Genomic DNA, 20,403 nt, shown 5'->3' on the forward strand with positions numbered 1-20,403 from the left:
TCAGCTCCGGCGTGCCTGCAGGACCGAGGCGTAGTTGGCCACCGCCATGCCGCCCATGTTGAACACCAGGCCGAACTCCGGGTTGGGCACCGCCAGGCCAATCGGCTCGCCGGTCAATTGCCGGAACGCCAAGGCATGCATGGACACCCCCGTGGCGCCGACGGGGTGCCCCTTGGCTTTGAGCCCGCCGGAAAGGTTGACCGGCAAGCGCCCGCCGGCGCGCACCACGCCGCTGTCGAGTACGCGATGCCCTTCGCCCTTGGGCGCCAGGCCCATGGCTTCGTAGATCAGCAGCTCAGCGATGGTGAAGCAGTCGTGTACCTCGGCGAAGCTCAGGTCAGCCAGGGTCACATTCGCCCCGCGCAACGCTGCATGAATCGCGCGTTGCGGGCCTTCAAAGGCCAGGATGTCGCGCTGGGCGATGGGCAAGGTGTCGTTGACCTGGGTCATCGCGCGGATTTGCACCTCGCGACGGAACGCCCGCGCACGTTTGGGCGAGGCGAGGATGATCGCGGCGGCGCCATCGCTGATCAGAGAGCAATCGGTCAGGCGCAGGGAGTCAGCCACGAATGGGTTGCTTTGGGACACGTTGTTGCAGTGTTCGAAATTCATCTCCCGATGCATCTGCGCCAGCGGGTTGGCCATGGCATTGGAGTGGTTTTTGGTAGCGATGGCCGCCATCGAGCCCAGCGGGCAGTGATAACGCTCAGCGTATTGGCGTGCAGCGCGGCCAAACAACTGGGGGAAACTCAGGCCGGCTTCGGCCGGGTCGTTCTGGTAGCCGGCCCCGGCCAAGGCTTGGGTGACCGCGGCGGTGCTGGTGTGGGTCATCTTCTCGGCGCCCACCACCAGCACCAGCTCAGCACTGCCGGAGAGGATCGCATTGACCCCCGCCTGGATCGCCGCCGAGCCGGACGCACAGGCGTTTTCACAGCGGGTAGCCGGTTTAAAGCGCAGCCCGGGGTCGGCCTGCAGCAGCAATGAGGCGGCAAACCCGTCGGGCACCAGCCCCGAGTTGAAATGGCCGAGGAACAACGCATCGATTTGCGACGCGTCAATCTCGGCGTCGCTCAGGGCTTCCCGGGTCACCTGGACGATCAGGTCTTCGAGCGTCGTGCCTTCCAGGCGACCAAAACGGGAGTGACCAGCGGCAACAATGGAGATGCAATCAGCAGGCATAATCAATTTCTTCTGTTCTTGATTCGGACTTTACTTACAATGACCCACCCCTGATCGTGCGCCAATTCGTGTAACTACTTACACGGGTAAGTAGCGCCCCAGGGCATTGAACAACGAGGCAGGATGCCCCATGACCGCGCTAGCCCAGCAATTCCCCGACCTCGAACGCCTGGCGTTCAAGCTGTCCCCTGCCCCGCAGATCGTCACCAGCGACCGCGTGATATTGGACTGCAACGACGCTTTCCTGAAGCTGTTCGGCTATACGCGCGACGCGCTGGTCAACCAGCTGACCCTGCTGATCTACCCGTCCCAGGCCGACTACCACGCCATCGGCAAGCGCAGCCATGACTGGCTGCTCGACAGCGACAACGGCTTTTATTCCGATGAACGCTTCATGCAGCACCACAACGGCGAAGTATTCTGGGCCAAGTCCCACGGCTACACCCTCACCCCCAAAGACCCGTTCAAACTGATGATCTGGCACTTCGAACGCCTGGACCGCATGCACCAGGGCACCGGCGACCTCACGCCCCGCGAGCGGGAAATCGCCATGCACATCGTCAACGGCTTCAAATCCAAGGAAATCGCCCTGCGCCTGGCGATCTCCCACCGCACCGTGGAAGTGCACCGGGCGCGGCTGATGAAGAAACTGCAGGCCAAGACGGTGGTGGAATTGGTGTCGAAGATCATTATGGTGGCGTAACAGACAACGGCTATTTAACTGATGCCCCGCGATCCAAATGTGCGGGCATCCCCAATTTCTGTAGGAGCGAGCTTGCTCGCGAAAAACGTCAACAATAACGCGTGTTTGCTGAATGAACGCGGCGCCTGTAAGTTTTTCGCGAGCAAGCTCGCTCCTACAAAAAAGCCTTAACTGACTGGCATTATGGCTTTCCTGCGAAAGCGTTAGTGCAGTAGATGCACAACTTGCAGGTTGCACACTCCACTGTAACCACGATGCGAAGCGAGCCGCTTTTGATCTGCTTTTGATCTTGATCTTAAGCGCCCCGTTAAACCAAGCTGGCCGGAATTCGACAGGGATATGTACACAATCCAACTGTGTCGGCTGGGAGGCCGTCATCGCAGGCAAGCCAGCTCCCACAGGTTGATCTCGGGGGTGTCAGGTAGATCGGCGTCGGCTGCCTGGGCCGCGTAGCTGAAACGTTCAACCGAGCACGTCCATACAATTCCCCACCGCCCTGCCCCCCTAACCTCACCGCTTTCGAACCCTCAAAAGCGCTGGAGAATGGGCATGGGTAACACAACAACCAAGGTATCGCTGGCATTGACACTGCTGGCAAGTGCGATGATGAACAGCGCGTTCGCCGCCACCCCAAGCGTGGCCGTGGCGCCGCAATACGACACCAGCCATGTGTATGTGGCACCGGCCGATGTGGACCGTTTTGCCCAGAGTTTCCTCGCCACCTTCGGCGGCAAAAGCACGCCCCAGGTCGTGGTCAATGTGCTGCCGGTACCGAGCAGCACCACCTCGCAACTGCTGCAAACCCCGGCGGGTACCGTGTCGTTGTTCGGCTTTACCACCCCCGTACCCCACCCCTTCGGCCAGGAACGCAACGGCTATCTGGTCAAGGACATGGACGTGGCCCTCAAGGCCGCGCGTGAAAATGGCGCCGACGTAATCGTCAGCGATTTCCCCGACCCCATCGGCCGTGATGCCGTGGTGCAATGGCCGGGCGGTGTGAACATGCAGCTCTACTGGCACACCAAGACCCCGGATTACACCGCCTTCGACACCGTGCCGGAAAACCGTGTGTATGTGTCCAACGACAGCGCCGAGCGGTTTATCAAGGCGTTCCTGGGTTTCTCCCACGGCAAGGTGTTGAGCGACGACAAGCACGCCCCAGGGGTTGATGTCGGCCAGGCCGGCGGCCATTACCGCCGCGTGGATATCGAATCGCCGTTCGGGCGCATGGCGGTGCTGGTCACCAACGGCCAACTGCCCTACCCGTTCGGCCACGACACCACCGGTTATCAGGTCAACGACCTGGCCGCCACCCTGGGCAAGGCCACTGGCTCTGGCGCCACAGTGCTGGTGCCGGCGTTCGACAGCAAAGGTCGGCGCAGTGCGTTGGTGGAGTTCCCAGGCGGTTATGTCGCAGAAATCCACCAACTCAGCGCGGCAAAATGATGCGTCACGCAGGCTGGAGCCTGGCGGTGCTGTGGCCGTTGCTTGCCGGCAGTGTGCAGGCCGACGACCAGCCGGTACGCCCGGCGATCAAGGCCAACCGTTGGCAGGAAGACTGGTCCGTGCTCAAGGACCCGGCCTTGCGCACGCAACCGCTGGACAACCTCAAGTACATCCCGTTGTCCGCGGCCAACCCGTTCACCTACCTGTCGTTGGGCGCCACCTTGCGTGAACGATTCGAGATGAACGACGCCAGCGGGTTCGGCGTGCGGGATGTACCGCGTGACCGCTACCTGATCCAGCGCTTTCAGGTGCACGCCGACTTGCACCTGAACGAACACTGGCGGCTGTTCACCCAGTTGGAAGATGTGCGGGCCTATGACAAGACCACGATTGGCGGTGCCGACCAGAACCGCGTCGACCTGCGCCTGGCCTTTGCCGAATACGTGAAGACCTTCAACGCCGGCACCTTCAAGGCACGGGCTGGCCGCCAGGATTTCGCCTTCGACTTGCAGCGTTTCATCTCGTCACGGGACGGCCCGAATGTGCGGCAGTCCTTCGATGCGTTGTGGGCGGACTGGGAAACGCCGCAATGGCGCTTTATCGGGATCGCCAGCCAACCGGTGCAGTACCAGGATGGCCGGCATTTCGACGACAAGTCCAACAGCGACGCGCGCTTCCACATGCTACGGGTCGAGCGACTGGTGGGCGGCACCAATGAGCTGTCGGCCTATTACGGCGTGTACGAGCGCAGCGCCGCCCATTACCTGGACGCCGACGGCGACGAAACCCGCCAGTTGCTGGACGCCCGCCTCGGCGGCGCAGCCCAGGGGTTCGACTGGGACATCGAAGCCATGCTGCAACGCGGCTCGGTGGGCAGCAAGACGATTCGCGCCTGGGCCGGCGGCAGCCGCACCGGCTACACCTTTGACACGCTGGCCTGGAAGCCGCGTATCGGCCTGCAACTGGATATCGCCTCTGGTGACCGCAAGGCCGGTGACGGCCGGGTCGGCACCTTCAACCCGCTGTTCCCCAATGGCTATTACTTTTCCCTGGCAGGTTATACCGGCTACAGCAACCTGATCCACGTCAAGCCGTCGATCACCGTCAAGCCCATTGCCAAGCTCAGCGTGCAAACCGCTGTCGGCCTGCTGTGGCGGCAAACCACCGCAGACGCCGTCTACACCCAGCCCAACCTGGCCGTGGCTGGCACCGCGGGCCAAGGTGAGCGCTGGACCGGCGCCTATGGGCAACTGCGCACCGACTACGCCTTTACGCCCAACCTCAGCGGTGCGGTCGAGGCGGTGCACTACGCGGTCGGCCAGACCCTGCGTGATGCCGGTGGGCACGACAGCAATTACCTGGGCATGGAGCTCAAGTTCAGTTGGTGAGGCAAGCACACCCATACAAGCCAGGGCTCAGGTTTACGGCAATAGTGAGGCGGTTTTTTCACCGCCCTTTTTCAGCCCTGCAAGGAGTTTCAGATGAGCACATTCGTTGCCAAAGACGGTACCCAGATCTACTTCAAGGACTGGGGCAGCGGTAAGCCCGTGCTGTTCAGCCATGGCTGGCCGCTGGATGCGGACATGTGGGAATACCAGATGGAATACCTGAGCAGCCGTGGCTTTCGCACCATCGCGTTCGACCGTCGTGGCTTTGGCCGCTCGGACCAGCCATGGACCGGTAACGACTACGACACCTTCGCTGACGATATCGCCCAGTTGATCGAACACCTGGACCTGCAGGACGTGACCCTGGTGGGCTTCTCCATGGGTGGCGGTGACGTGGCGCGCTACATCGCCCGCCACGGCAGTGCCCGTGTCGCCGGCCTGGTGTTGCTGGGCGCGGTCACGCCGATCTTCGGCCAGCAAGCCGATTACCCCCAAGGCGTGCCTGGCGAGGTGTTCGATGGCATCAAGGCCGGCCTGCTGAAGGATCGTGCGCAGTTCATCAGCGACTTCAACACGCCGTTCTTCGGTCTCAATAAAGGCCAGCACGTTTCAGAGGGCGTGCTCAGCCAGACCCTGCAGATCGCCATGCTCGCGTCGCTCAAATCCACCGTGGATTGCGTCACCGCGTTCTCGCAAACCGACTTCCGCCCGGACATGGCCAAGATCGACGTGCCGACCCTGGTGATCCATGGCGACGGCGACCAGATCGTGCCGTTCGACACCACCGGCAAAGTCGCGGCGCAGATGATCGAGGGCGCGCAATTGAAGGTGTACAAGGATGCGCCGCACGGGTTTGCCGTGACCCACGCCCAACAGCTCAACGAAGACCTGCTGGCGTTCCTGAACCGCTGATACCTCGATGCACTTGTAGGAGCGAGCTTGCTCGCGAAGAACCTCAACGATAACGCGTGCTTGCTGAATGAACGCGGCGCCTATGAGTTTTTCGCGAGCAAGCTCGCTCCTACAGAAGGCAGAAGGCAGAAGGCCGGGTTCACCCGGCCTTTTTTTTCAGGCAAAGCGCTGGCTCAACACCAGCCGCCCTGGCCCTGCGATCAACACGCTGGTGAAGATGATCAGCAGCAGCCAACCGAATTGCCCTTCGAACAGCGTCCATTCCGGGTGCACCACCAGCAACGCAATCACCAGCACCGCCAGGATCGGCAGGCACGCCAGGCGCACCAACACGCCCGCGATGATCAGCAACGGGCACAGCACCTCGGCGAAAATCGCCAGCAGCAAGGTGATAGAAGCGCCCAGGTGAAAAGGGTCTTCGATCAGCTTCAGTTGTTCGCTGTAGTGCAGCAACTTGGGCAAGCCGTGTACCCACAACAGGAACAGCGCCCCGCTGCCGCGCAGAAACAACAGCCCGATATCCTGATTTCTTGCTTGGTTCATATGCCACCTGTTTGCGTCGAAAATGACCGGCAGCCAGTGTGTCCAACGCCGCGGCTCTGCACTTGCAGGCTTGTGCTGAAATCCTGCGGTTGCATTGCCCAAAGAACCCGGCATGATCTTGCTGAACTGCCGACCCCGCGCTACGGTCCCAACCCATACGCTCATCGCTACAGGAACTTTTCCATGACACTCCCCCAAGAAATGACCCTGATCGAAATCACCATCCCTGGCGGGCCCGAGGTCTTGCAGCCGCGTAGCGCCGATGTGCCAGTGGCTGGGCCAGGCGAGATTCTGATTCGCGTGCACGCCGCCGGGGTCAACCGCCCAGATGCCTTGCAACGCGCGGGCAAATACCCGATGAAGCCCGGCATGAGCCCGATCCCAGGCCTGGAAGTGGCCGGTGAAGTGGTGGCGCTGGGTGATGGCGTCACCGAGTACAGCCTGGGCGACAAGGTCTGTGCCCTGACCAATGGTGGCGGCTATGCGCAGTATTGCGCGGTGCCGGCCAGCCAGGCGCTGCCGATCCCCGCAGGCATGGACTGGATTCAGGCCGCTGCCGTACCGGAAACCTTCTTTACGGTGTGGGCCAATCTGTTCGGCCTCGGTGGTGCCCAGAAAGGCCAGCGTGTCTTGATCCACGGCGGCACCAGCGGTATCGGCACCACCGCGTTGATGCTCTGCCAGGAGTTCGGCATCCAGGCATTCGCCACGGCCGGCAGCGCCGACAAATGCGCAGCGATTGCCAAGCTCGGCGCCGAGCCGATCAACTACCGCGAACAGGACTTTGCCGAGGTCATCGCCAAACAGACCGATGGCAAAGGCGTCAACGTGATCCTCGACATCATGGGTGCCTCGTACCTGAACAATAACCTCAAGGCCCTGGGCATGGACGGCCACCTGGTAATCCTCGGTTTCCTCGGTGGCGCCAAGGCCAACGACGTCGACCTGCTGACCATCCTCGGCAAACGCGCGGTGATCACCGGCTCACTGCTGCGCGCCCGCACCCGCGAAGAAAAGGCAGAGATTGCCGCGCAACTGCGCGAACACGTGTGGCCGGTACTCAGTGCCGGGCGTTGCCTGCCGATGATCGACCAGGTCTACGCCTATACCGACGCCGCCCAGGCCCATGCGCGGATGGAAGGTGGGGATCATATCGGCAAGATTGTGTTGCGGGTGGAGTGAGGCATTTTTGATGTGCAGAGGGGTTGCAGATCCCTGTGGGAGCGGGCTTGCTCGCGAAAGCGGTGGGTCAGTCAACATAAGTGTTTGCTGAGCCAACGCCTTCGCGAGCAAGCCCGCTCCCACACTATTGTTGGGCATACATCGGATAATCCACATACCCGGCCTGCGTGCCGCCATACAAGCCTTCGGCCTTCAACGCATTCAACGGCCAGCCATTGAACAGCCGCTGGGGCAAGTCCGGGTTGGCAATAAAGGGCCTTCCAAAGGCAATCAAGTCCGCCAACCCGGCCTCTACCAAGCGTGCACCGCGCTCGGCGGTGTAGCGGCCGGCGTAGATGATCCTGCCGCTGAAGGTGGCGCGCACGGCCTGGCGGAAAGTCTCGGGCAGGTCGGGCGCGTTGTCCCAATCGGCTTCGGCAATGGACACATAGGCGATGCCCGACGCCTCCAGCACTTTGATCGCTTCGATATAGGTCGTGTGCGGGTCTTCTTCCACCAGGCCGATGTAGACCCGGTCCTGGTCGGTGCCACTGAACAGCGGCGAAAAGCGCACGCCCAGGCGCTCCGGCCCCACCACCTTGCACACGGCTTCGACGATCTCGCGCAGCAAGCGCAGGCGATTGTCCAGCGAGCCGCCGTATTCATCCTCACGAGTGTTGGAGTGCGCCGAGATGAACTGGTTGACCAGGTAGCCGTTGGCCGCGTGGATTTCCACACCGTCGAACCCGGCGTCCAGGGCATTGCGTGCAGCCTGGGCGTAGTGCCCCACCAGCTCTTCGATTTCCAGCGTGGTCAAGGCACGGGGTACGGGGGGCTGTACCAGTTCACCCACACCCGGCCCGGTTTCAATGAAAGCCTTGGCTTGCACCGCCGCCAGCGCAGACGGCCCCACCGGGGCGCCACCGTCAGGTTGCAGCGCGTTATGGGACACCCGCCCCACATGCCATAGCTGGGCGAAGATCACACCGCCCTCGGCATGCACCGCTGCGGTGACTTTGCGCCAACCCTGGATTTGCGCCGGTGTATGAATGCCCGGCGTCCACGCGTAGCCCTGGCCACGGGGTTCGATCTGCGTACCCTCGCTGACCATGAACCCGGCACTGGCCCGCTGACGGTAATACTCGGCCATCAGGTCGGTGGCGATATTACCCGGCTGGGCGCTGCGCTGGCGGGTCAGCGGCGGCAGTACGACACGGTTGTTCAAGCGATGATGCCCCAGCTTGATCGGGGTGTTCAGGATGCAGTCAGGCACGGCGATATTCCACATTCAGGACGAACGAAAACCGTGGCGACTCCTAGGAGTCGCCACTGCGTAGATCGGTTGATTAACTTAAGCGCAGAGTGTCAGCAGGGCCTTGGCCACTTCGCTGGAGCTGCCTGGGTTTTGCCCAGTCACCAGCAAGCCGTCGACGATGACGAAGGATTGCCAGTCGGCGCCCTTCTCATACTGGCCGCCCAGTTTTTTGAATTCATCTTCAATCAGGAATGGCACGACTTCGGTCAACTGCACGGCGGCCTCTTCCGAGTTGGAGAACCCGGTGACGCGGCGGCCCTTGATCAACGGCTCACCGTTAAACGCCTTGACGTGACGCAAGGCACCCGGTGCATGGCACACAAAGCCAATGGGCTTGCCGGCCCGCTCGAAGGCTTCGATCAGCGTGATGGACACCGGCGACTCCGCCAGGTCCCACAGCGGGCCGTGGCCGCCTGGGTAGAACACCGTGTCAAAGTCGGCGGCGTTGACCGAGTCCAGCTTCACGGTGGTCGCCAAGGCTTGCTGCGCAGCCGGGTCTTTGGCGAAGCGCTCAGTCTGCTCGGTTTGCGCATCCGGTTCATCGCTTTTAGGGTCCAGCGGCGGCTGGCCGCCCGCCGGGGAAGCCAACACCACCTCGGCACCAGCGTCCTTGAACGCGTAATAAGGTGCGGCGAATTCTTCGAGCCAGAAGCCGGTCTTGCGCCCGGTATCGCCAAGCTGGTCGTGAGAGGTCAGTACCATTAATACTTTCATTTTCCAGTGCCTCGATCGGTGTGAATAACAGTTGGCCCCATGTTAGGCAGCCAGGCATTGGCTCACAATGTCATATCCGCAAGGATTGCGGACATGCATCAAAGTCGGTTGCCGTTTGCCGAACACACGCCGACAATCGCCTCTCCCACGCCCCTTGGAGAGATGCAATGCACAGCGTTGCGCTGATGGTTTACCCGAATTTCCAGTCGTTGAGCCTCAGCCTGGGCTCGGTGTTCGAGTGCGCCAACCTGCTGTGCGGCGAGCCGGCCTATGAGTTTCACCTGGTGTCGGAAAGCGGCGGCGCGGTGATGACCTCACAGGGCTTTTCGGTGAACACCAGCGCGCTGCGGCCGGAGGGCTATGACACGCTGATTGTCAGTGGCTACCTGGAGTTTCGCCTGCCGGAAGCCAACCTGCTGGAGATGGTCAAGGCGGCGTCCGCGCAGTCGCGTCGAGTGGCGTCGTTATGCATGGGCATCTTTGTGCTGGCCGAAGCTGGCCTGCTGGCTGGCAAGCGCACCACCACCCACTGGATCCATGCGCCGGCATTTCGCAAGCGCTACCCGGATATCCGCCTGGAAGAAGACAAGTTGTTTATTGTCGACGGCAAGGTATGGACCGGTGCGGGTATGAGCGCCGGGGTCGACCTGGCGCTGGCGATGGTGGAGGACGACCTGGGCAGCGACCTGGCCCGTCGCATTGCGCGCAAGCTGGTGATTGCCCAACGTCGTGGCAGCGAGCAGTCGCAACTGTCGGCCTTGTTGGAGCTGGACCCCAAGTCCGATCGCGTGCAACTGGCCTTGGCTTACGCTCGCGAGAATCTCACCCAGGATTTATCCGTGGAGGCCCTGGCCGATGTCGCCCGGCTCAGCCCGCGCCAGTTCAGCCGGGTGTTTCGCGAAGAAACCGGGCAGACCCCGGCCAAGGCCATCGAGGCCCTGCGGGTGGAAGCTGCGCGGGCGATGATGGAAACCAGCCGGCACCCGGTGGAGGTGGTGGCGCGCGAAACCGGGTTTGGTGATCGCGAACGTATGCGCCAGGCGTTCCTCAGGGCCTTCGGGCAGCCGCCCCAGGCGATGCAGCAGGTGTTGTTCAACCCGGGCTAGGCCCGTGACGGCCTGACAGCCGCCTCCATCTATCTGACACCCCTCGGTGCAAATGTGGGAGCTGGCTTGCTCGCGAAGGCGGCCTGACAGTCAACACCGTTGGATTGGGTACATATCCATTGCTGCGGTAACGGCCACTTAGGGTTCCGCTCTGACAGCGGGTCACTTTTGGAAAAGAGCCCCAAAAGTAACCAAAAGGGCTCTTGCCCCACCACTCGGCACCTCGCTTAGGCTCGGTGTGCCCGAACGCAGGCTTGAATTCGTGGGCCGCCGCCACGCGCCATCCATGGCGCGGGGCGGCTAACCCGGCGTCCTGCCGGGTTACCCACGAATTCAAGCCTGCGTTCGGCCAGCGTGGTTTGACGGGGCGCTTAAGATCAAGATCAAAAGCAGATCAAGAGCAAGAGCGGCTCGCTTCGCATCGTGGTTACGGTTGATCGCTACAGCGTTGTTTAGATGGAGAAAGCCTCCCCTGTCAATGCAACGAAGCCCGGGTAATCAGGTAGTTCACCAACTGCGGCTCATCGTCCAGTTCAATGCTCTGCACCGGGCGCGGCAGGTTATCCAGCACCGTGCGCCAGAACGCCTGGGACACTTCGTCCTGATCATAGAAGCGCACCAGCCAATTGCACTCGCCGCTGCACAGCACCTGGCTGGCGATGGCGCGGCCGATGCCCTTGCGGCGGTAGCGCTTGAGGATGAACAGGTCGGCCAGTTCCAGGGCGTCGATGCCCGGCAGTTCGCTGCCTTCGATCAGCAGGAAACCGGCGATGTAGCCGTCTACCAGCAGCAGGTTGGCGCTCCATTGCGGGTCGCTCCAGTAGCGGGCCAGGTGTTCGTCGTGGATGTAGAAACGCCCATCGGCCTCGACATCTTCCTGTTCCCAGTCCGAAGACTCATAGGCGTAGTACTGGTAAAGATTGCGGATCAGTTCGGCTTCTTCGGGGCCGGTCTGGATCAATTCGACGGTGGTTTCAGGCATGGGGCTCTCGGTGGAAAAACGCAGGGCGCCATTGTTCACAAAAGTGCTGCCCACGCCAATGGCCTGGCGAATCCTTTCTATTGGCTGAACCGATTGCAAATAGCAGTTGCCCTGGCCGAAATCCTGAAACATTTAGAATAAACTTCGCCGGTTTCTCCCTAATGCTCAAGGACACGTATTTTGACCAACGTCTGTACCGCCGGCCTGGATGTGGGCTTTGCCTCCCTGGATTACCTGCAAATCTTCATCCTTGGGGTGATCCAGGGCATTACTGAATTGCTGCCGGTGTCGTCCACCGCCCATATGCGCGTAGTGCCCGCCCTGCTCGGCTGGCAAGACCCCGGCTCGGCGTTTTCGGCAGCCATGCAATTGGCGGCGCTGGCGGCGGTGGTCAGTTATTTCTGGCGCGATGTGCGCCAGGTGACCACGGGCAGCATCAGTGCGGTGCGCCGGGGCGACTACAACGACCGCTGGTTCAAGCTCGCCGTGGCGATTGTGCTGGCAACCGTACCGATTGGCATCGCCGGCCTGGCGTTGTCGTCGACCTTGAATGCGTGCAACTCACCCTTGCGCGGGCTGATGGTGATCGGCATTTCCTGCGTGGTGATGGCAGTGCTGCTGGCAGTGGCCGAACTGCGTGCCCGGCATACACGCGACGTGAGCCAAATGCGCCTGCGCGATGCCTTGATTGTGGGAGTTGCGCAGATTGGCGCGTTGATACCTGGCGTATCGCGTTCGGGCTCCACGTTGACCGCAGCGCTGTTCCTGAACTTCAAACGCGAAGAGGCAGCGCGGTTTTCCTTCCTGCTGGGCTTGCCGGCCATCGCCCTGGCCGGTTTGAAAGAGTTGTGGGTGCTGCTGCGCGCCGACCTGCCCGCCCACGCCTGGCCGCACTTGATCTTTGGCCTGGTGGTGGCCAGCGTCTCGGCGTTCTTCGCGATCTGGGGCCTGATGAAGTTTCTGGAACGGTTCTCCACCTGGCCGTTCGTGATCTACCGTGCGCTGCTGGGGGTGTTTTTGATCGTGGCCGTCAGCACCGGCCTGCTTACCTGACCCTTGTAGGAGCGAGCTTGCTCGCGAAAAACGCCAACGATAACGCCGGCATTCTGTATGTTCGCGGTGGCCTTGGTTTTTTCGCGAGCAAGCTCGCTCCTACAGGTTATTGGCGGTCGGCCAGCGCTTCGAGCAAGTCGGCCGAGGGCACGAAGAACAGGCCGCCGGTCACGGCCGTGCTGAAGTCGAGCAAGCGGTCGTAATTGCCGGCCGGGCGGCCGACGAACATGTTTTCCAGCATCTGTTCCAGAGGCTGAGGCGAGCGTGCGTAGCCGATGAAATAAGTGCCGAATTCGCCCGCGCCTGGGCGGCCGAAGGGCATGTTGTCGCGCAGGATCTTCACTTCTTCACCGTCCTGGTCAGTGATCACTGTCAGGGCGCTGTGGGAGTTGCTCGGCTTGGCGTCTTCGTCCAGTTCGATGTCCGATAATTTGGTGCGCCCGATCACCTTCTCTTGAGCCTCCACCGTCAAGCCATTCCACGCGGTCATGTTGTGCAGGTATTTCTGCACCAGTACATAGCTGCCGCCTTCGAACTCAGGGTCTTCATCGCCCACCAGGGTAAACGCCTCGGCCTTGCGCCCCACCGGGTTCTCGGTGCCGTCGACGAAACCGATGATGCTGCGCATATCGAAGTACCGAAAGCCCTGGACCTCATCCACCACTTTCACGCTATCACCCAGGGCCGTCACCAGCTGGGTCGCCAGCTCGAAACACAGGTCCATCTGTTCGGCACGGATGTGCAGCAGGATGTCACCAGGGGTCGACACTGCCTTGCGCCCCTCCACACCGAACTCGCGAAACGGATGCAAGGCCGCCGGGCGCGGCGCGCCGAACAGGCGGTCCCAGGCGTCCGAGCCAAACCCGCAAACGCAGGTCAGGTTGCCCGAGGGCACGCGCTTGCCTACCGAGCGCACCAGGCCTGCGATGTCGGCGCACCAGGCCCGCACGTTTTCAACCGCATCGGGCGCCAGGGTGGCAACCATGAAGATCGCGCTGCTGGTGATCGGATGGCACACCGATTGCGGTTCGAGCGGGGGGCGGACGGGGCAGGTTTTCATGAAGGCGATCCACTGGCTAAGGTCGGTTTGAACCCCGGCAGGTTAGCAGATCATCCCTGACAACTGGCCCACACCTGGCGAATCAGCGCTTTGAGCTTCAAAGCCTCGGCCCAGCGATCGGTGAGCTCGCGGCCATCCGCGCCGGTGATCGCATAGGGTGGCGGGCCCAGTTCGCAGGTGAAGGACAGGCTCTGGGGTGTCTCGGCGCGGGCCAGCCAGTCTTCGATCCCGTAGCGCCACCAACCGGTAAAGCGCTCGACCCACGGCTGATGCTGGGCAAAATCCAGGCCCACCTGTACCTGTTCGCTGCTGGCGATGCGGCCATGAAAGCCCCAGCTGTGACGCAGGATGGTGCGTATCTGTTCGTCGTCTTCCACACTGCCGGGCTCGGGCAACTCGCGGCCAACCACGTAGTGGGACAGGTCAGCGAGCAGTTTCAGATCGGGCATCTGTGCCAGCAGGTCGAGGGTGAACAGCAAGTCGTTAGTGAGCCGATAGCGGTGGGTTTCCAGCAAAATCTGGAAGTCCACTTGTTCGGCCAGCCGTTGCCAGCCTTCGATCAAACTGGCCGCCTCGGCCTGGGTACGTGGGCGCACGTCGGCTTGCAAGGTGAGGTGATGACAGCCGTAGCGGCTGATCACCTCCAATGCCCTGGCCAGATCATCCACCGATTGCGGGAACAGCTGCCCTTCAATCTGCAAGCCCCTGGCCGTGGCCGCCGCGTGCAGGCGCTGCACCGATGCCGGCGCCCAGTAATGGTCGGTGATGCCGTCAAAACCGGCGGCGGCGATGCGGTCCAATTGCGCTTCCAGGCTGCCGGGCTCGGTTTGCATGGCCCACATCGATTGAAATACTAACAACTGGCGCATGGTCAGCCTCGCAATAACGGCTTCAGGGATACCTCAGGGTCGGCCAGGCTGGCCGGGTTGAGCGGGATGCGGGCAGTAATCAAGTGCTCGCACAGCTTGATGTCCTTGGCTGCGCGGTTACCCAAGGCCCAACTGCAGGCGCCCTGCAAACGGTGATGGTCGTCCAGGTAGAACAGCAGCTGGCCGCCGTCTGGCAATTCCCGGCGAACCATCAGCGCAGTCATCACCCCGACGGTGTGCAAGCCCCACGCGTATTGATCGGACCAGAAACCCGGGATCGTCTCGAACGCCAACGCCCGCCCCAGCAGGTTCAACGCCGCGAGACGGCCCTGGGCTTCGGCGTTGCGCCAGGTTTCCTGGCGCTGATAAAGGCCCGCCAGGCGAAACTCGCACACATCCCCCGCCGCATAGATATCCGCCGCACTGGTGCGCAACTGCGCGTCGACGCGAATGCCCTGCCCGACTTCCAAGCCCGCCGCCGCGGCCAACTCGATGTTAGGCTGCATGCCAATGCCGACCACCACCAGGTCGCAGGGCAGCCGTTGCCCGTCGACCAGTTGCACGGCGTCGGCGTGGATGCACTCCAGGGCGACGTTCAAACGCACATCCACACCCTGCTCACGGTGCAAGGCCAGCAACGCGTCACTGATCACCGGCGGCACAACCCGCCCTGCCAGCCGTGGCCCGGCTTCCAGGAGCGTCACCTCGCAGCCCAGGCCCCGCGCTGTCGCCGCCACCTCCAAGCCGATAAAACCACCGCCGACCACCACCAGCCGAGCGCCAGGGCGCAACCTATCGCGCAGGGCCAAGGCTTCATCGTGGGTGCGCAGGTAAAAGACATTCGCCTGCTCTTGGGGCAAACGCCGCGCCCGGCCTCCGGTGGCCAGCAGCAGGCCGGCATAGCTCAACCATTGGCCGTCGGCCAATTGCAACCGGTGGTGCTGTGGCTCCAGGCGGCTGACCGGGTTGGCGGCGATATGCTCGACCCCGAGTGCCGCCAACTGCTGGCTGTCGCACAGGCTGCATTGCGCCAGGTCGGTCGAGCCTTGCAGCAAGCCCTTGGACAACGGTGGCCGTTCGTAGGGCAGATGCGCTTCATCGCCGATCAGGATCAGGCGCCCGCTGTAGCCTTCTTCACGCAGGGTCAGTGCCCCACGGCCACCTGCATGGCCGGCGCCGACGATGATCAGGGGGGCGTTCATCCTTGCGCCGTGACGGCGAGCAGCACCCGCCCCGCATCCACCCGCACCGGGTAGGTCTTGAGGTTGACGCACACCGGCGCGCCCAGGGCCTTGCCGGAGCGGTAATCAAAGCGGCCGTTGTGCTTGGGGCACTCGATCACATGGTCCATCACCAGGCCGTCGGCCAGGTGGATTTTCTCGTGAGTGCACAGGCCGGCGGTGGCGAAAAATTCGTTATCGGCAGAACGGAACACCGCGTAGGTCTGCGCGCCGTGGTCGAAGCGCAGCACGTCTTCTGCTTCTATTTCGCCCACGGCGCAGACGTCGATCCATTGATCGTTCATGCATTTATCTCCAATGACTGGCTCTTACTCTGTGGCGAGCGAGCTTGCTCGCCACGGGTGGGACGCTGGACGAAATAATTGGGGTCGCTGCGCTGGCGCCAGATCGTCGGAATGATTTCCTGGTAGGCCTGCCACAGGTTGACGTATGGCGGTGGGCAGTCGCTGCGGATCTCTTCGTGCAGTTGGCTGAGCGCGTGGTACGGCACCATCGGGTACATGTGGTGTTCGAGGTGGTAGTTCATGTTCATGTAGATAAAGCGCAACACGCGGTTCATGTAGATGGTGCGGCAGTTACTGCGGTGGTCGAGCACATCTTCGGCCAGGCCCACGTGCTGGCTGAGGCCAAACAGGTAGCCGAGCCACGCGCCATAGAGGCTGGGCAGGCCCACCAGCATCAGCGGCAACCAACTGTGCAGGTACAGCGCGGTGCCGATGATCACCGCATAAAGGCCGACCCAGATACGCGCATCTCGGTACACCTTGGGCCACTCGGATTCGGGGATGAAGTCCTGCTCCTGGGCGCTCATCCGCCCGAGCGCATGGCGGGCCACGCCGCTGAAGGTCTTCGAGGCCAGGGGCAGGTTGAACAGGCTGAGGGCCATCATCCATAAGCTGGGCGGGCGCGGTTCGACGATCTCCGGGTCACGGCCGACGACGATGGTGTCGGTGTGATGACGGGCATGGCTCCAGCGCCACACGTGGGGTTCGAAGAGGCACATGAAGCTCGCCACCTGATACAGCGCATCGTTCATCCAGCGGGTCTTGAACGCCGTGCCGTGGCCGGTTTCGTGCCAGCGCGGGTTGGAGGCCGTGCCGTAGAGCACACCGTAGACGATGAAGAATGGCACGCAGGCCCAAGTCCCCCAGAACCAGTACCCACCGACACCGGTGGCCAACAACGCCGAGAACCACAGGGCGGTGTCGAGCAACGCCGGAGCGTCTCGGCGTTGCATCAGGGCTTTCATGCGATTGCGCGGGATGGGCGACTGGTACCAACGGGCCGAGACCAGGCCCTTGTCGGCGGCGCGGGCCGCTTCGGGGCCGGTGAGGCTGTAGTCGCGCCGAGCGCGGTGAGCGGTGTGTCCAGGCATTGTTATTGTTCTCCGCAAGCGTGGGTTTCAGGGGCTTTGCGAAACCAACGATAGAGCGCGGCTAAATCACCCTCAAGGCCTTGAATCCATTCCCTATCAAGCTATCATCCAGGCCCAGCGGGGCTTGATAGTTTTCTATCAAGACGCTCAAGGGGCCTGCCATGCACAACAACAAACGCCCAACCATCGCCACCGTTGCCGCCCATGCGGGGCTCAGCGTAGCCACCGTCGACCGCGTGTTGAACGCCCGCGCGCCGGTCAACCCCGGCACCGCCGAACAGGTGTTCCAAGCCGCCGAAGCGGTGGGTTATTTCGCCGCACGGCTGATCGGCCAACGCATTCGCGAACGCCGGCCCACCTACCGGTTCGGCGTGCTGTTGCTGGGGACCGCCCAAGCGTTCTATGCGCAGTTGGCACACAGCATCAGCGAGGCAGCGCAGCATCACGCCACCGCCAACCTGAGCTGCCAGTTCGACTACATCAACGACCGCACGCCCGGCGCCATCGTCGCGCAAATCGAACAACTGGCCGTGCAGTGCGACGCCCTCGCGGTGGTCAGCTTCGCCCACCCATTGATCAACGCCTGCCTGGCGCAGATCCGCACAGCGGGCGTGCCGGTGGTTGCCCTGCTCTCGGACATCCATGAACACGCCGCCGAACCCTATGTAGGCCAGGACAATCACGTGGTCGGGCGCACCATGGGCTGGCTGCTGGCGCGCACCTGCGGCGCACGCAAAGGCAGCGTGGGCATCCTGTTGGGCGGCCACCGTTTTCTCGGCCATCAGGCACGGGTCGAAGGCTTGCACAGCTACCTGGCCGAACACGCGCCGGGGCTCAAGCCGTTGGAGCCGCTGATCAACCTGGATAACTGCGACATCACCGAAGAAGCTACCCTCGACTTGCTCAGCCGCCATACCGACCTGCGTGGGTTATGCGTGGTGGGCGGCGGCGGCGACGGTGTGATCAACGCCCTGGCCCAACTGCCCAAGCGCCCGGTGCTGTGCTGCATCCTGCAAGAGTCCACCCCGTTGTCGCGTCAGGCATTGAGCAAGGGGCTGATTGATGTGGTGATGGACTCGCAGCCACGGCAGACGGCCGTGGCATTGGTGGAGTTGCTGGTGCGCTTGCAGAGTGATGAGGGGTTTGATGCATTGAGGCACCGCGTGCATATACCGCTGCAGATAGTGACCCCGGAAAACCTCTGCAACTGATCGCGTTGGCTTGCGGTTTCAGCGCTCACGGAAATCGGCGGCGCTCAAGCCAAAGCGATTCATCTTGTTGTACAGCCCGCCCCGCGACACATCCAGTTGCTGTGCGGCCAGGCGAATGTTGCCGCGGGTGCTGGTGAGCGCGGCAACGATGGCGTGCATTTCATGGCTGCTCAAATCCTGCGCGGGCTGGGGCTGGTAGGCGCGCAACGTGGTGCGTTGCTCGGTTTCCAACGGCAAATCAGCCGATTGAATCAGCTCACTCATCGCCAGGTTGGTCGCCCGCTCAATGACGTTTTCCAGCTCCCGCACGTTGCCCGGCCAACCATGGGCTGACAGCAACGCCAACGCATCAGGCGCGAAACCTTGCACCGTTTTACGTAGCGAGCGGGCACAGCGCTGCAGGAAGTGCCGTGCCAGCAATGGGATATCGTCACGGCGCATACGCAGTGGCGGCACGCTCAGGTTCAGCACGTTGAGTCGGTAGTAAAGGTCTTCACGAAACGCGCCCTCGGCCACCGCCTGGCTCAGGTTGCGATGGGTGGCGGCGATGATGCGCACGTCGACTTGCCGAGATTGCTTGGCCCCGACGCGGGTGATCTCACCCTCCTGCAAAACCCGTAGCAGACTGACCTGGGCATCGAAGGACATATCGCCGATTTCATCCAGGAAGATGGTGCCGCCATCCGCCAGTTCGAACTTGCCTGCCGCCCCACCCCGCGCCGAGCCGGTGAACGCACCTTCGACGTGGCCGAACAGTTCGCTCTGCACCAAGTCCCGTGGGATCGCGCCGCAGTTGACCGCCACAAACGGGCCGTTGCAACGCTCGCTGCCGTTATGAATGGCCTGGGCAAACAGCTCCTTGCCGGTGCCGCTTTCGCCGAGGATCAAGGTGGTGGACTCGCTGCGACTGGCAATGCGCCCCAGGTGCAGGGCGTCTTGTATGGCCCGCGAGGTGCCCAGGATGGTCTCGAAGGTATAGCGGGCCTGGGTGCCGATAATGCGCCGGGTAATCTCGCGGATACGGCGGTTTTCGCGCACCGACACAATCACCCCACCCTGCTCCAGCGGGCATACCGAAACCAGGCAGGCGAGTTGGCTGCCGTCGTGCAAGTGGAAGGTGCAATCGCGGTCGCGCACCGGCTCACCCAGCGCGTCGCTCAATTCACTGCGGCCCAGGCGCTGGAAAGGACTGCCGATCAACTCGCGCCCCACCCCGAACAGTTGCCGCGCATAACGGTTGAGTGCCTTGATGCAGCCACGCTCATCGAGCACCACCAAGCCTTCGTTGAGCACTTCGAGCACAGCCTGTTGTTCTTCCAGCAACACCTGCAGCGCCATCTGCCGCGACACCGCTTCGGCCGCCGCTTGAACGGTGCCCAGGGTATGGAAATGAAACCAGCCGGGCTCGGCGGTCAGGGTGAGCATGGCCAGGGTCTGGCCTTGGGCATCTTTGATCGGCGCGGCGGCGCAGTGCATGTGGCGCTGGCGCAGGCCGCTGGCGAAATTTTCTTCAGCCAGCACATACACCAGGCGATCTTCGGCCAGGGCCAGGCCGGTGCAGTTAGTGCCTTGCACCGATTCGAGCAAGCGACTGCCTACCGGGGTGATGTCCAGCCCACAGAAATACAAAGTCGTGCCCTCGGCATCCGTGAGGTTGATATGCCCGCGCGGGTTGTAAGCCAGCAATCCATGCATGACCTGCGCGGCAGCGGCGATCAGGGCGCGATGGTGGGCCAGGGTCGCCGCCAGTGCTTGCGGCGCGACAAAGCAGTAGTCGCTGTTACCGGGCTCGATACCCGCCTCGACACTGCGTCGCCAGGAATCCCAGATGACCTGGCGCACCCCGTCGGGACGCACGACCTGGCCAGCCAGGCACTCTCGCCACGCCTGTTCCAAGGCGGCGATGGGCCCGTCGCTCAGCGCGGCCGGCCCCAGGTTCGTGAGGTATTCGAGGTCTTGCACACTAAACGCCTGGGTCATTGCGGTTATCCATGTTCATATTTTCGACATGTCAGTATAGACATGTCATAAAAATGAACACTTTTTGTTTGATTAAAATAATAAGCCTTTATAAATCATCAAGTTATAAATTGGCACAGGCCTTGCTCCTGCCCCTGTGTCACCCAGGACGGTCCTGGGGGCCCA

19 protein-coding genes are annotated in these 20,403 nt (G+C 62.4%); 8 read left to right on the plus strand and 11 right to left on the minus strand.

The genetic code is table 11. The features are described 5' to 3' along the window. On the minus strand, window positions 1-1,179 hold the full coding sequence (locus HU731_RS27540) for an acetyl-CoA acetyltransferase (RefSeq protein WP_186608247.1): 1,179 nt from the start codon (window positions 1,177-1,179) through the stop codon (window positions 1-3). A gap of 130 nt (window positions 1,180-1,309) precedes the next feature. Between HU731_RS27540 and HU731_RS27545 the strand changes: the two genes are divergently transcribed. The 4 genes from HU731_RS27545 to HU731_RS27560 all read left to right on the plus strand — a co-directional run bounded on the left by HU731_RS27545 (window position 1,310) and on the right by HU731_RS27560 (window position 5,628). Then, on the plus strand, window positions 1,310-1,882 hold the full coding sequence (locus HU731_RS27545) for a LuxR C-terminal-related transcriptional regulator (RefSeq protein WP_003190613.1): 573 nt from the start codon (window positions 1,310-1,312) through the stop codon (window positions 1,880-1,882). Window positions 1,883-2,431: 549 nt separating this feature from the next. After that, window positions 2,432-3,328: a VOC family protein gene (locus tag HU731_RS27550; protein WP_186608246.1), complete on the plus strand. Its 897-nt coding sequence runs from the start codon at window positions 2,432-2,434 to the stop codon at window positions 3,326-3,328. Further along, window positions 3,325-4,716: an alginate export family protein gene (locus HU731_RS27555; protein ID WP_138763160.1), complete on the plus strand. Its 1,392-nt coding sequence runs from the start codon at window positions 3,325-3,327 to the stop codon at window positions 4,714-4,716. Before HU731_RS27550 ends, HU731_RS27555 begins: the two co-directional genes overlap by 4 nt. Window positions 4,717-4,809: 93 nt before the next feature. Next, window positions 4,810-5,628 carry an alpha/beta fold hydrolase gene (locus tag HU731_RS27560; RefSeq protein ID WP_078467657.1) on the plus strand — a complete coding sequence of 273 codons (819 nt, stop codon included), beginning with the start codon at window positions 4,810-4,812 and terminating at the stop codon, window positions 5,626-5,628. A 156-nt stretch (window positions 5,629-5,784) separates the two neighbouring features. Here HU731_RS27560 and HU731_RS27565 read toward each other — a convergent pair whose 3' ends face one another. Next, window positions 5,785-6,171: a DoxX family protein gene (locus HU731_RS27565; protein ID WP_186608245.1), complete on the minus strand. Its 387-nt coding sequence runs from the start codon at window positions 6,169-6,171 to the stop codon at window positions 5,785-5,787. A gap of 183 nt (window positions 6,172-6,354) precedes the next feature. On the opposite strand from HU731_RS27565, the gene HU731_RS27570 reads away from it, so the two are divergent. Next, the gene (locus HU731_RS27570) at window positions 6,355-7,353 is read left to right on the plus strand and encodes an NAD(P)H-quinone oxidoreductase (RefSeq protein WP_186608244.1); all 999 of its coding nucleotides are present in this window, start codon (window positions 6,355-6,357) and stop codon (window positions 7,351-7,353) included. 124 nt (window positions 7,354-7,477) lie between these two features. Here HU731_RS27570 and HU731_RS27575 read toward each other — a convergent pair whose 3' ends face one another. Together HU731_RS27575 and HU731_RS27580 are read right to left on the minus strand one after the other, a co-directional pair. Then, window positions 7,478-8,605: an alkene reductase gene (locus HU731_RS27575; protein WP_186608243.1), complete on the minus strand. Its 1,128-nt coding sequence runs from the start codon at window positions 8,603-8,605 to the stop codon at window positions 7,478-7,480. Between the two features lie 78 nt (window positions 8,606-8,683). Further along, the gene (locus HU731_RS27580) at window positions 8,684-9,361 is read right to left on the minus strand and encodes a type 1 glutamine amidotransferase domain-containing protein (RefSeq protein WP_186608242.1); all 678 of its coding nucleotides are present in this window, start codon (window positions 9,359-9,361) and stop codon (window positions 8,684-8,686) included. A 167-nt stretch (window positions 9,362-9,528) separates the two neighbouring features. Here HU731_RS27580 and HU731_RS27585 point away from each other — a divergent pair, with 167 nt between their 5' ends. Continuing rightward, window positions 9,529-10,467, plus strand: coding sequence for a GlxA family transcriptional regulator (locus HU731_RS27585; RefSeq protein ID WP_186608241.1), 939 nt, complete (start codon window positions 9,529-9,531; stop codon window positions 10,465-10,467). 475 nt (window positions 10,468-10,942) lie between these two features. Here the strand turns inward: HU731_RS27585 and HU731_RS27590 are convergent, their stop codons facing one another. Then, the gene (locus HU731_RS27590) at window positions 10,943-11,581 is read right to left on the minus strand and encodes a GNAT family N-acetyltransferase (protein ID WP_186608240.1); all 639 of its coding nucleotides are present in this window, start codon (window positions 11,579-11,581) and stop codon (window positions 10,943-10,945) included. A 48-nt stretch (window positions 11,582-11,629) separates the two neighbouring features. On the opposite strand from HU731_RS27590, the gene HU731_RS27595 reads away from it, so the two are divergent. Continuing rightward, entirely contained in the window at window positions 11,630-12,502 is an 873-nt protein-coding gene (locus tag HU731_RS27595) for an undecaprenyl-diphosphate phosphatase (RefSeq protein WP_186608239.1), read from the plus strand. Window positions 12,503-12,608: 106 nt separating this feature from the next. Here HU731_RS27595 and HU731_RS27600 read toward each other — a convergent pair whose 3' ends face one another. The 5 genes from HU731_RS27600 to HU731_RS27620 are packed head-to-tail and all read right to left on the minus strand — an operon-like array spanning window position 12,609 to window position 17,047. Beyond that, window positions 12,609-13,562, minus strand: coding sequence for a Dyp-type peroxidase (locus HU731_RS27600; RefSeq protein WP_186608238.1), 954 nt, complete (start codon window positions 13,560-13,562; stop codon window positions 12,609-12,611). Window positions 13,563-13,612: 50 nt separating this feature from the next. Continuing rightward, on the minus strand, window positions 13,613-14,431 hold the full coding sequence (locus HU731_RS27605; RefSeq protein WP_186608237.1) for a sugar phosphate isomerase/epimerase family protein: 819 nt from the start codon (window positions 14,429-14,431) through the stop codon (window positions 13,613-13,615). Between the two features lie 2 nt (window positions 14,432-14,433). Beyond that, window positions 14,434-15,633, minus strand: a complete 1,200-nt coding sequence (locus tag HU731_RS27610) for an NAD(P)/FAD-dependent oxidoreductase (protein WP_186608236.1) — start codon at window positions 15,631-15,633, stop codon at window positions 14,434-14,436. Continuing rightward, entirely contained in the window at window positions 15,630-15,956 is a 327-nt protein-coding gene (locus HU731_RS27615) for a MocE family 2Fe-2S type ferredoxin (protein WP_186608235.1), read from the minus strand. Before HU731_RS27615 ends, HU731_RS27610 begins: the two co-directional genes overlap by 4 nt. Further along, complete coding sequence (locus HU731_RS27620; protein WP_186608234.1) at window positions 15,953-17,047, minus strand: fatty acid desaturase family protein; 1,095 nt, start codon at window positions 17,045-17,047, stop codon at window positions 15,953-15,955. Before HU731_RS27620 ends, HU731_RS27615 begins: the two co-directional genes overlap by 4 nt. 161 nt (window positions 17,048-17,208) lie before the next feature. Between HU731_RS27620 and HU731_RS27625 the strand changes: the two genes are divergently transcribed. After that, entirely contained in the window at window positions 17,209-18,258 is a 1,050-nt protein-coding gene (locus HU731_RS27625; protein ID WP_186608233.1) for a LacI family DNA-binding transcriptional regulator, read from the plus strand. 18 nt (window positions 18,259-18,276) lie between these two features. On the opposite strand, the gene HU731_RS27630 is transcribed toward HU731_RS27625, so the two are convergent. Further along, on the minus strand, window positions 18,277-20,238 hold the full coding sequence (locus HU731_RS27630) for a sigma-54 interaction domain-containing protein (RefSeq protein ID WP_186608232.1): 1,962 nt from the start codon (window positions 20,236-20,238) through the stop codon (window positions 18,277-18,279). Window positions 20,239-20,403: the final 165 nt, after the last annotated feature.

Origin of the sequence: Pseudomonas salmasensis, from assembly GCF_014268375.2 — a bacterium.
Lineage (GTDB): Bacteria > Pseudomonadota > Gammaproteobacteria > Pseudomonadales > Pseudomonadaceae > Aquipseudomonas > Aquipseudomonas salmasensis.